Genomic DNA, 11,557 nt, shown 5'->3' on the forward strand with positions numbered 1-11,557 from the left:
TATAGGTGCCGGCCTTCGATTTCATGCGTTGGAGCACCCCTCGCGCATTGGCGCCTCGGGTGCCTCCGAGGCGGACTACCAGGACCAGGAGGCGCCGATGCCGCCGCCGACCTTGCCGTTGTTGCCGCTGCCGAAGTTCACCTTGATCTGGGCCGACTCGCTCAGGCGGAAGCTGGCTGCCGCGGCGACTGCCGAGCGGCCGTCGTAGGAGCCCACGCCCACCCCGATGCCGAAGCTCTTGCCCGCTTCCAGCGCCGGCACCGAGGCGGCCGCCAGGGCGATCGCCGCGCCAGTGCTCGCCGTCTTGCGCATGTCCTGCACCTCGCTGCGCACCTGGTTCAACTGCGACACGTTGGCGGCATCCGTCGGCAGGATGCCGGGTGCCACGTTCTGCACGCGGCCGTTGGCGACCATGCCGTTGCCCGCGGTGACCGTGCCGCCGGCCGTCACGTTGCCGGTGACGTTCACCGTGCCTGCGTTCAAGGTGGTGACGTTGCCGGTCACCGCGTTGATCGTCGTGATGTTGCCCGTCTGCGTGTTCAGCACCGTGATGTTGCCATTGGCCGCCGTCAGCGTCTGGAAGTTGCCGGTGTTGGCATTCACCGTGGTGGCATTCACCGTGGTGGCGTTCACCGTGCTGGCGTTCACCGTGCTGGCATTGACGGTGCTGGCGTTCACCGTGGTTGCGGCAACCGTGTTGGCGGTCAGTGCATTGATGGTTGCGCTGGCTGCCGACAGGTTGGTGGTGCTGACGTTGGTGGCACTCAGCGTGTTGATCGTGCCGCGGCTGGCCGACAGGTTCGTGATCGTGCCGTTGGCTGCCGATAGGTTGGTGGTGCTCACGTTGGTGGCGCTCAACGTGTTGATCGTGCCATTGGCCGCCGACAGGTTCGTCGTGCTGACATTGGTCGCGCTCAACGTGTTGATCGTGCCGTTGCTGGCCGAGAGGTTCGCGGTGCTGACGTTGGTTGCGCTCAGCGTGTTGATCGTGCCGGCGTTGGCCGTCAGGTTCGTCGTGCTGACGTTGGTTGCGCTCAGCGTGTTGATCGTGCCGGCGTTGGCCGTCAGGTTCGTCGTGCTGACGTTGGTCGCGCTCAGGGTGTTGATCGTTCCGGCATTGGCCGTCAGGTTCGTCGTGCTGACGTTGGTTGCGCTCAGCGTATTGATCGTGCCGTTGGAGGCCGACAGGTTGGTCGTGCTGACGTTGGCTGCGCTCAGCGTGTTGATCGTGCCGTTGGAAGCCGACAGGTTGGTCGTGCTGACGTTGGCCGCGCTCAGCGTGTTGATCGTGCCGTTGGAGGCCGACAGGTTGGTCGTGCTGACGGCGGCCGCGCTCAGCGTGTTGATCGTGCCGTTGGAAGCCGACAGGTTGGTCGTGCTGACGTTGGCTGCGCTCAGCGTGTTGATCGTGCCGTTGGAAGCCGACAGGTTGGTCGTGCTGACGTTGGCCGCGCTCAGCGTGTTGATCGTGCCGTTCGATGCCGTCAGCTGCGTGGTGCTGACGTTGGTCGAGGTGAGCGTCGAGATGCTGCCGGTGTTGGCCGTCAGGTTGGTCGTCAGGACGCTGGTCGATGTGAGGCCCGTCGCGACGACGTTGGTCGAGGTCACGCCGGTCGCCAGGATGTTGGTCGAGGTGAGCGACTGGATCGTGCCGTTGCCCGACGACAGGTTGCCGGTGGTCACGTTGCCCGCGCTGACCGTGCCGGCCGTGATGCTGGTCGCGCTCAGCGTGTTGATCGTGCCCGTGTTGGCCGAGATGCTGGTGGTGGACAGGTTGTTGATGGTGCCATTGGTAGCCGACACATTGGTGGCGCTGACGCTGGTGGCGTTGACGGTGCCTGCGCTCAGGTTGGTGATGGTGCCGTTGGTGGCCGACACGTTGGTGGCGCTGACGCTCGCGGTGTTGACGGTGCCTGCGCTCAGGTTGGTGATGGTGCCGTTGGTGGCCGACACGTTGGTTGCGCTGACGCTGGCGGTGTTGACGGTGCCGGCGCTCAGGTTGGTGAAGGTGCCGTTGGCGGCCGACACGTTGGTTGCGCTGACGCTGGCGGTGTTGACGGTGCCGGCGCTCAGGTTGGTGACGGTGCCGTTGGCGGCCGACACGTTGGTCGCGCTGACGCTGGCGGTGTTGACGGTGCCGGCGCTCAGGTTGGTGACGGTGCCGTTGGCGGCCGACACGTTGGTCGCGCTGACGCTGGCGGCGTTGACGGTGCCGGCGCTCAGATTTGTGATGGTGCCGTTGGTGGCCGAGACGTTGGTCGCGCTCACGCTCGCGCTGTTGACGGTACCGGCGCTCAGATTTGTGATGGTGCCGTTGGTGGCCGACACGTTGGTCGCGCTGACGCTGGCGGTGTTGACGGTGCCTGCGCTCAGGTTGGTGATGGTCCCGTTGGTGGCCGACACGTTGGTCGCGCTGACGCTGGCGGTGTTGACGCTACCGGCGCTCAGGTTGGTGACGGTCCCGTTGGTGGCCGAGACGTTGGTTGCGCTGACGCTGGCGGTGTTGACGGTGCCGGCGCTGAGGTTGGTGATGGTCCCGTTGGTCGCCGACACGTTGGTCGAACTGACGCTGTTGGTCCGGACTGTGCCGGCACTCAGGTTGGTGATGGTGCCGTTGCTGGCCGACACGTTGGTTGCGCTGACGCTGGCGGTGTTGACCGTGCCGGCGCTCAGGTTGGTGACGGTGCCGTTGGCGGCCGACACGTTGGTTGCGCTGACGCTGGCGGCATTGACGGTGCCTGCGCTCAGGTTGGTGACGGTGCCGTTGGTGGCCGACACGTTGGTCGCACTGACGCTGGTGGCAGTGACGGTGCCGGCGCTGAGGCTGGTTGCGCTCAGCGTATTGATCGTGCCGCGCGATGCCGTCACGTTGACGGTGCTGAGGGTGTTGGTGCTGATGCCGCCGTTGGTCGCAACCAGGACGCCGTTGTTGTTGCTCAGCGGATTGGGATTGCCGGGTGTGGCGATGTTGTTGCCGCCGATGGTGACCTGCGCCTGGGCCACAGGCAGCGTCATGACGAAGCCGGCACCCACCAGGACAGAAGCGAGGACGCGGCTGACACCCGTGTAGCGGTTGATGGTGATGGTGCGAACCGAACCGGCGTTCTTGCGTGTAGTCATTTGGACTGTTTTCCTTGATGGATCGATGACAACTTCGCGAGCCCGACATGTCCCTCGCAGCCTCGAAGCAGGGTTGGGTTTCATTGAGTTACCCAATGCAACGGATGCTAGGAATCGAGTGCTTTGGTGAACATCACCGGTATCAGTAGTTCTTTGGTTATGTGGGTCGGCCGATACGCGGCCGGCAACCTGGCATGGCGCGCAAACCCAGTACCCATGCGGTTTCGCGGGCATCACGCGAATATGGGATGGGCTGGTTGCGCGGCGTTTTCCGGCGTGTCCCGCGTGGCCCGGTGCTACGTAACACCGGTCGTCACAGGCACGTAACAACGCCGCAAAAGCGACCTCGGAAAGGCCGTGTCGAAAGGGTGGTCAGCGTCCCTTTTTCGACAGATTTCCCAATGAAATCAAAGCGCTACTGGCTTTGGCTCTCGGGTTCCGGTTGACGTGTTTCTGCGCGGGCATCGTTCCTGCGACATCTGAAACGAAAGTCAACATTTGGAAGCTACCTTGCGTAGCGAAGAGGGACGAGCGTGGCCATCAATCTTTCCTGTCACCCTGCGAGAACAGCACCGATGCCTTCGGCGTCCCAGCCGTCGTACGTGAGCATCTTTCATGGCGCGTTGATCGTCGAGGACGATCCCGCAGTGGCCGACCGGATGCGTCGCATACTGGGCAACCTTGCGCCGGGCCGCCGCGTCGTGGTGGCCTCCACGCGCGCCGAGGCGTGCAACCTCCTGGCCTCGCTGCCCTACGACCTCGTGCTGGTCGGCATGCGCCTGCCGCGCAGCGAAGGCGTCTCGCTCATCGCCCACATCCGCCGGACCTACCTGCACATCGAGACCATCGCCATGTCGCCGTCCGACGACCACGAACTGGTGAACGCCGCAATCTCAGCGGGCGCCATCGGCTACCTCTTGACCGAGGCGGACGATGCCGAGCTGTCGTTCCTGCTGCGCTCGATCGAGCGCGGCGGCGCGCCGATGGACTCGCGTGTCGCGCGGCGCATCCTCGGGCTGATCGCGGCGTCGGCCAAGACGCGCACGATCGAGCCCATCCGCACCGAGCCGCGGACCGAGGGGCGCGCCGAACACGCCGCGGCGCCACGGTCGGTGCCGGCGCTGCTGTCCCCGCGCGAACTCAAGGTGCTGCGCCTGATCGCACAGGGCTGGAGCAACCGGCAGATCGCCGAGGCGGTGTACCTGTCGGTCAACACGATCGAGTTCCACGCCAAGAGCATCTATCGCAAGCTGGCGGTCAAGTCGCGTACCCAGGCGGTCCACGAAGCGACGCAGCACGGGCTCCTGAACTGAAGTCCGTCCGGCGAGAGGCCTTGCCGCCCTCGCCACCGTTGCCGCCTTCGCATGGCCGGCGCTCCGCGGACGCGCCGCGCCGATCATCGGCCGCCGGCCACGCGCATGGCGCCCATTGAATATCCCTCCAGCGGCCCGCTACAATCGCGGGTTGACCCCTGCTCCAGCGAAGAAGACAAGAGGATCCCCATGAGTGACATGACCTCCGGCTCGCCCCGGATCGACACAAGCAAGCGGACGTGGTTGATCGCATCCAGCTGTGCCGGCGTAGCGGGTGGCGTGGCCACCGTAGTTCCATTTGTGAGCACTTTCCAGCCTTCCGAGAAGGCCAAGGCCGCCGGCGCCGCTGTCGAAGTCGACATCTCGGCGCTCAAGGTCGGCGAGAAAATGACCGTCGAATGGCGCGGCAAGCCGGTCTGGATCCTCAAGCGCAGCCCCGAGCAGGTTGCCGAACTGCCCAAGCTGGACGGCCAGCTGGCCGATCCGCTCTCCAAGCGTCACCCCGACGAATTCACCCCCAAGTACGCGCAGAACGAGCACCGCTCGATCAAGCCCGAGGTGCTGGTCGTGGTGGGCATCTGCACCCACCTGGGCTGCTCGCCGGTGGATCGCCTGCAGGCCGGACCGCAGCCCTCGCTGCCGGCCGACTGGGAAGGTGGCTTCCTCTGTCCTTGCCACGGTTCCACGTTCGACCTGGCCGGCCGCGTCTTCAAGAACAAGCCCGCACCCGACAACCTGCCTGTGCCCCCGCACATGTACCTGTCGGACACCAAGCTCCTGATCGGTGAAGACTCCAAGAAGGCCTGAGGCAGAAGAAGAACATGGCTGAATACCACGAAATTTCCCCCAACGCGCCCGCCGGCGCGAAGCTGCTCAACTGGGTCGACAACCGCTTCCCGCTGACCAAGCTCTGGAACGACCAGTGGGGCAAGTACTACGCGCCGAAGAACTTCAACTTCTGGTACATCTTTGGCTCGCTGGCGATGCTGGTCCTGGTGATCCAGATCGTCACCGGCATCTTCCTCGTGATGCACTACAAGCCCGACGCGAACCAGGCGTTCGCATCGGTCGAGTACATCATGCGCGACGTGCCCTGGGGCTGGCTCATCCGCTACATCCACTCGACGGGCGCCTCGGCGTTCTTCATCGTGGTGTACCTGCACATGTTCCGCGGCCTCATGTACGGCAGCTATCGCAAGCCCCGCGAGCTGATCTGGGTGTTCGGCTGCGCGATCTTCCTTTGCCTCATGGCCGAAGCCTTCATGGGCTACCTGCTGCCCTGGGGCCAGATGTCCTATTGGGGCGCCCAGGTGATCGTGAACCTGTTCGCCGCCATCCCGTTCATCGGTCCTGACCTGGCCCTCCTGATCCGCGGCGACTACGTGGTGAGCGACGCCACGCTGAACCGCTTCTTCAGCTTCCACGTGATCGCGGTGCCGCTGGTGCTGCTGGGCCTCGTGGTGGCCCACCTGATCGCGCTGCACGAAGTGGGTTCCAACAACCCCGACGGCATCGAGATCAAGGCCAACCGCGGCCCCGACGGCCATCCGCTGGACGGCATTCCGTCGCATCCGTACTACACGGTGCACGACATCTTCGGCGTGGTGGTGTTCCTCACGATCTTCTCGGCGGTGATCTTCTTCGCGCCCGAAGCCGGTGGGTACTTCCTGGAGTACAACAACTTCATCCCCGCCGATTCGCTGAAGACGCCCAACCACATCGCCCCGGTCTGGTACTTCACGCCGTTCTATTCGATGCTGCGCGCAACGACAGACGACATGGTGAACGTGTTCGCCCTCATCATCGGCGCGGCGGCCATCCTGAACTTCGTCAAGGGCAAGTCGGGCACGGCACTGAAGATCGCGATCGTCGTCGTGGCGGCCGTGGCCATCTTTCTGCTCAAGGCCTTCGACGCGAAGTTCTGGGGCGTGGTCGTGATGGGCGGCTCGGTCATCATCCTGTTCTTCCTGCCGTGGCTGGACCACAGCGAAGTCAAGTCGATCCGCTATCGCCCGAGCTGGCACAAGTATGTGTATGGCGTGTTCGTCTTCTTCTTCCTGATCCTGGGCTACCTGGGCATCCAGCCGCCGGGCGTCTGGGGCAACCTGGTCATCGGCTCGTTCGCCCTCGACATCGCCCAGACCATCTCGCAGATCGGCACGCTCTTCTACTTCGGCTTCTTCCTCCTGATGCCCTGGTGGAGCCGCAAGGGCGAATTCAAGCCCGTGCCCGAGCGCGTGGTCTTCGCCGCGCATTGAGACGAGACACGAGAAGTGCAAGAGCTTGAGAGAAACACGATGAAGAAAAGAATTTCCGGCTGGCTCGCGGTCATGGCTACCTTGGGTCTGGCGCTGGGGCTGACCTTCTCGGCCCCAGCATCGGCCGAATCGGGCGGCCTGGCCTGGGACAAGGCGCCCAACAAGACGACCGACGTGCAGTCGCTGCAGAACGGCGCCAAGCTGTTCGTCAACTACTGCCTCAACTGCCACTCGGCGGCCTTCATGCGCTACAACCGCCTGCAGGACATCGGCATCTCCGAGCAGCAGATCAAGGACAACCTTCTGTTCACGACCGACAAGGTCGGCGAAACCATGAAGGCCAACATCGACGCGCGCCAGGCCAAGGAATGGTTCGGCACCACGCCGCCCGACCTCACGCTGGTCGCGCGCTCGCGTGCCGGCCACGGCGGCACCGGCGCCGACTACCTCTACACCTTCCTTCGCACCTTCTACCGCGACGACACCAAGGCCACCGGCTGGAACAACCTCGTGTTCCCGAGCGTCGCCATGCCCAACCCGCTGTGGGAACTGCAAGGCGAACGCCGGCCGGTCTACGCCAAGGTCGAGCAGCATGGCCATCAAACCGACGTGTTCACGGGCAAGTGGGAGCAAGCCACCCCCGGCACCCTGACGCCCGTGCAGTACGACAATGCCGTCGGCGACCTGGTGAGCTACCTGCAGTGGATGGCCGAACCCGCGCAGAACACCCGCATCCGCATCGGCGTCTGGGTCCTGCTGTTCCTGGCCATGTCGGTGGTTTTTGTGTGGCGACTGAACGCCTCGTACTGGAAAGACGTCAAGTAGTTCCGTCCACGCCGACCGGTCATGCCTCGTGCATCCGGTCCCACAGAGTGGGTTGCCAACGCGACCCACTCTTTTTGATTTTTAGGAGTCTCTCGCCATGATGGTCTTGTATTCAGGAACGACCTGCCCCTTTTCCCACCGCTGCCGCTTCGTTCTGTTCGAAAAGGGCATGGACTTCGAGATCCGCGACGTCGATCTCTACAACAAGCCCGAAGACATCAGCGTGATGAACCCGTACGGCCAGGTGCCGATCCTGGTCGAGCGCGACCTGATCCTGTACGAGTCGAACATCATCAACGAGTACATCGACGAGCGCTTCCCGCATCCGCAACTGATGCCCGGCGACCCGGTCGACCGTGCCCGCGTGCGCCTGTTCCTGCTCAACTTCGAGAAGGAACTCTTCGTGCATGTCTCCACGTTGGAGAACCGCACCACCAAGGGCAACGAGAAGGCCATCGAAAAGGCCCGTTCGCACATCCGCGACCGGCTGACGCAACTGGCGCCCGTGTTCCTCAAGAACAAGTACATGCTGGGCGACAACTTCTCGATGCTCGACGTGGCCATCGCGCCGCTGCTCTGGCGCCTGGACTACTACGGCATCGACCTCAGCAAGAACGCGGCACCGCTTCTGAAGTACGCTGAGCGCATCTTCTCGCGCCCGGCCTACATCGAAGCGCTCACCCCGTCCGAAAAGGTCATGCGCAAGTAAATAGGCTCTCCCCCAGGCTTCGCGCACTTCGTGTCGCTTCGCCAACCCCCTTCCGGGGGCAACACCAGCGGCCCGGCAAAGCCGGTTCCGCGGTGTTCCGCGAAAAGTCAGAAGTTTGCGATTGCACGGTAGAAAATTTTTCATGATCAACGCGCTCGAGTCGTCCTCCACCCGCCCGTACCTCATCCGGGCGCTGTACGAATGGTGCACCGACAACGGGTTCACGCCGTATGTCGCGGTGCAGGTGGACGACACCGTCCAGGTGCCGCGCGAGTACGTGAAGAACGGCGAGATCGTGCTCAACATCAGCTTCGACGCGACCAGCTCGCTCAAGCTGGGCAACGATTTCATCGAGTTCAAGGCCCGCTTCGCAGGCAGTGCGCGCGAAATCAGCGTGCCGGTGGGACGCGTGATCGCGATCTATGCGCGCGAGAACGGACAAGGCATGGCGTTTCCCGCGCCGGCGCCCGCGGTCGATAGCGGCGATGCGCCGGCTTCGCCCACGGGTCCCGCCCGCATGCCGTTGCGCGACGCCTCGCGCGGCACTGAAGGCGATGCCGGCAAGATCGTCCACCTGGTCACGGGCGAGGACGGCGGCGAAGTGATCGACGCCGGTCCGGCCAGCTCGGCCACCGACCCCGTCGACGAGCCGCCGCGCCCGCCGGCCGGTGGCGGTTCGCGGCCGTCGCTCAAGCGCATCAAGTAAACAGCGGCCGGCAACGCCGCCACTAGAATCACGCACCGAAGAAATTCAGCCGCTTTAGCTCAATTGGTAGAGCACCCGCCTTGTAAGCGGAAGGTCGTCAGTTCGATTCCGACAAGCGGCACCAAACCCTCACAACCCTCCCGGTGGTTCACCGCCCGGAGGGTTTTTCTTTGGGCGCCCGATGCGTCGAATGAGGGCGGCTACGACAACGCGGTCTTCCGCTCCGCACTCCCAGGCTCCGCCAGCTTGCGATGCTGCTCCGCCAGCTTCGGCCCCGGCATCACCCGCGAGAGCGCGACCTGCATCTTGTTGCGCCATCCTGCGATCACGCCGCTTTCGCCCTTCATCATCGCGTCGAAGCCGGCCTTGGCCACGTCCGCCGGGTCGGCCTTGTCGCTCTGCTGGCCGACGCGGGTGTCCAGCATGTCGGCGCGCGCGAAGAAGTGGGTGTCGGTCACGCCCGGCATGAGGCAGCTCACCGACACGCCCGTTCCCTTGAGCTCGTTGCGCAGCGCCATCGCGAAGGAATCGATGAAGGCCTTGCAGCCGTTGTAGACCGCCTGGAAGCTCCCGGGCTGGAAGCCCGCGATGGAACCCGTGATCAGGATGCGGCCCTGACCCGCCTCGCGCATCTGGCGCCCCACGCATTGCACGAGGTAGATGGTGCCGGTGATGTTCGTGTTGACGACATGCTGCACGTCATGGAAGTCCTGGTCCAGAAAGCCGTGCCCGAGGCCGTGGCCCGCATTGGCGAACAGCGCCTCGACGGGACGGCCCTCGGTGGCGGCCAGGAGCGCATCGACGCCGTCGCGCGTGGCGAAGTCGGCGCGCACCGATGCCACGTTCGCACCGAGAACGCGCAGCTCCGTCTCGGCCTGCTCCAGAGGCTCGTCGGCGCCGATCAGCAGGTCGTAGCCGTTGCGCGCCGCGAGCAGCGCCAGTTGAAATCCGATGCCGGACGAGGCGCCCGTCACCACGGCGAGGGGGCGAAGGTCTGTGGTTTCCATGTCGGTCTCCTGGATGGGTTGGTTGTCGAAGCCGCGCTCACACCGCGCCCACGCTCCCCGTCACGGGCAGCACGATGCCGGTGATGTAGCTGGCGCAACTGGGCGCGGCGAGGAACACGTAGGCGGGCGACAGCTCTTCCGGCTGGGCGGGCCGCTTCATGTCGGTGTTCTTGCCGAAGTCCTTCACCTCCTCGGCCGGGCGGTCGGCCGGGTTCAGCGGCGTCCACACCGGGCCGGGCGCGATGGCATTCACGCGGATGCCCTTGGCAAGCAGGTTGCTCGCGAGCGACTTGGTGAAGGCGTGGATCGCGCCCTTGGTCGTCGAGTAGTCGAGCAGCTGCGCACTGCCTTCCAGGCCCGTGACCGAACCCGTGTTGATGATCGAGCTGCCCTTGCCCAAGTGCGGCACGGCCGCGCGCGCCATCTGGAAATAGCCGTAGACGTTGGTGCGCAGCGTCAGGTCGAGCCGCTCGTCGGTGATGTCCTCGATGGCGGCGGCATGCAGCTGGAACGCCGCGTTGTTCACGAGGATGTCCAGCTTGCCGAAAGCCTTCACCGTGCGTTCGACCGAATCGCGGCAGAAGGCCGGGTCTCGCACGTCGCCCCTGATGAGCAGACAGCGCGCGCCCTCGGCCTCCACATGGCGCCGCGTCTCGTCGGCATCGGCGTCTTCCTCCAGGTAGACGATGGCCACATCTGCGCCTTCGCGCGCATAGAGCACGGCCACCGCGCGCCCGATGCCCGAATCGCCGCCCGTGATGAGCGCGGTCATCCCCTTGAGCTTGTTGCTGCCCTGGTAGTCGGGCGCCTCGAAGCGCGGGCGCAGCGCCATGTCGGCTTCGTTGCCGGGCTTGCGCAGGTGCTGCGCGGGAACCGGATTCTCCGGCTGCGGCCGCGGCCCGGCCTGCACGGCCTCCTGCTTCTTCGATTTGCTGGCGGCGGGCTTCGCGCGATCTTTCGCATCCTGTGCGCGCTGTACGGCGCGGTGCCGGGTGGCGACCTCGGAGGTTTTCTCGCGCGTCTTCGGCTTCGTGGCGGTGCTGGCGGAATTGGATGCCATGGACGGTGCTCCTGCGTTTGCGGTGGGTGATTTGCTTGTGAAAAACCACCGTAGAACGCCGCGATCCGGCGTGCGTAGGAATGCGTCCCGAACCTGCGCCCGTCACGGCATGCGCTTGCGGCTTGCACCCGAGCGCTGAACACGCAAGCGCCCGCTTGACCATGGCCAAGTCGTTTGTTAATAGAAAGTAGTCAATTCAACGGCGACAATGCGCGCCTTTTGCGCCATCGGGATCAGTTATTTTTCCCAGTTGACTTAGTTATCTTTAGTAAAGTATTGCAATGGATCAACTGACTGAAGCCCGTCGCGCGGCGCTGCGCCGCTTTATCGACGGCGAAGGCGGCTCCAGCAAGGTCGCGGCCAAGTACGGCCTCACGCCATCCCACATGAGCTACCTCTCCCAATTGATTGCCAAGGGCTCCAGCGCCCCGCTGGGCGAGCGGAGCGCCCGCAACTGGCAGGAGCGGCTGAAGATAGAGGGCGACCTCATCCTCCACCCGCCGCTGGACCCGCAGGGCGCCGCCGCCGCGGTATCCCTGCAGACCGTGATCGACCGGCT

Annotated in this window: 10 protein-coding genes and 1 tRNA gene; 8 read left to right on the top strand and 3 right to left on the bottom strand. The window is 64.6% G+C overall.

Annotation, left to right across the window (positions count from 1 at the left end; genetic code table 11):
- Positions 1–75 precede the first annotated feature (75 nt).
- Positions 76–3,120: a beta strand repeat-containing protein gene (locus RT97_RS33810; protein ID WP_253278217.1), complete on the bottom strand. Its 3,045-nt coding sequence runs from the start codon at positions 3,118–3,120 to the stop codon at positions 76–78.
- A gap of 575 nt (positions 3,121–3,695) precedes the next feature.
- Here RT97_RS33810 and RT97_RS12545 point away from each other — a divergent pair.
- The 7 genes from RT97_RS12545 to RT97_RS12575 all read left to right on the top strand — a co-directional run bounded on the left by RT97_RS12545 (position 3,696) and on the right by RT97_RS12575 (position 9,055).
- Entirely contained in the window at positions 3,696–4,433 is a 738-nt protein-coding gene (locus RT97_RS12545; RefSeq protein ID WP_042579115.1) for a response regulator transcription factor, read from the top strand.
- A 189-nt stretch (positions 4,434–4,622) separates the two neighbouring features.
- Positions 4,623–5,240, top strand: a complete 618-nt coding sequence (gene petA / locus RT97_RS12550; protein WP_042579116.1) for a ubiquinol-cytochrome c reductase iron-sulfur subunit — start codon at positions 4,623–4,625, stop codon at positions 5,238–5,240.
- Positions 5,241–5,254: 14 nt separating this feature from the next.
- Positions 5,255–6,691 carry a cytochrome b gene (locus tag RT97_RS12555; protein ID WP_042579117.1) on the top strand — a complete coding sequence of 479 codons (1,437 nt, stop codon included), beginning with the start codon at positions 5,255–5,257 and terminating at the stop codon, positions 6,689–6,691.
- A 39-nt stretch (positions 6,692–6,730) separates the two neighbouring features.
- Positions 6,731–7,516: a cytochrome c1 gene (locus RT97_RS12560; RefSeq protein WP_042579118.1), complete on the top strand. Its 786-nt coding sequence runs from the start codon at positions 6,731–6,733 to the stop codon at positions 7,514–7,516.
- Between the two features lie 97 nt (positions 7,517–7,613).
- Positions 7,614–8,225 carry a glutathione S-transferase N-terminal domain-containing protein gene (locus tag RT97_RS12565; protein ID WP_042579119.1) on the top strand — a complete coding sequence of 204 codons (612 nt, stop codon included), beginning with the start codon at positions 7,614–7,616 and terminating at the stop codon, positions 8,223–8,225.
- 142 nt (positions 8,226–8,367) lie between these two features.
- Entirely contained in the window at positions 8,368–8,931 is a 564-nt protein-coding gene (locus RT97_RS12570; protein ID WP_042579120.1) for a ClpXP protease specificity-enhancing factor, read from the top strand.
- 48 nt (positions 8,932–8,979) lie between these two features.
- A tRNA-Thr gene (locus tag RT97_RS12575) sits at positions 8,980–9,055 on the top strand.
- A gap of 76 nt (positions 9,056–9,131) precedes the next feature.
- Here the strand turns inward: RT97_RS12575 and RT97_RS12580 are convergent.
- Positions 9,132–9,938, bottom strand: coding sequence for an SDR family NAD(P)-dependent oxidoreductase (locus RT97_RS12580; RefSeq protein ID WP_042579121.1), 807 nt, complete (start codon positions 9,936–9,938; stop codon positions 9,132–9,134).
- Positions 9,939–9,975: 37 nt separating this feature from the next.
- Positions 9,976–10,998 carry an SDR family oxidoreductase gene (locus tag RT97_RS12585; RefSeq protein WP_042579122.1) on the bottom strand — a complete coding sequence of 341 codons (1,023 nt, stop codon included), beginning with the start codon at positions 10,996–10,998 and terminating at the stop codon, positions 9,976–9,978.
- Positions 10,999–11,279: 281 nt separating this feature from the next.
- Between RT97_RS12585 and RT97_RS12590 the strand changes: the two genes are divergently transcribed.
- On the top strand, positions 11,280–11,557 hold a 278-nt coding region (locus RT97_RS12590; protein WP_042579123.1), incomplete at its 3' end, for a hypothetical protein.

The sequence above is a fragment of the Variovorax paradoxus genome (genome assembly GCF_000834655.1).
GTDB lineage: Bacteria > Pseudomonadota > Gammaproteobacteria > Burkholderiales > Burkholderiaceae_C > Variovorax > Variovorax paradoxus_F.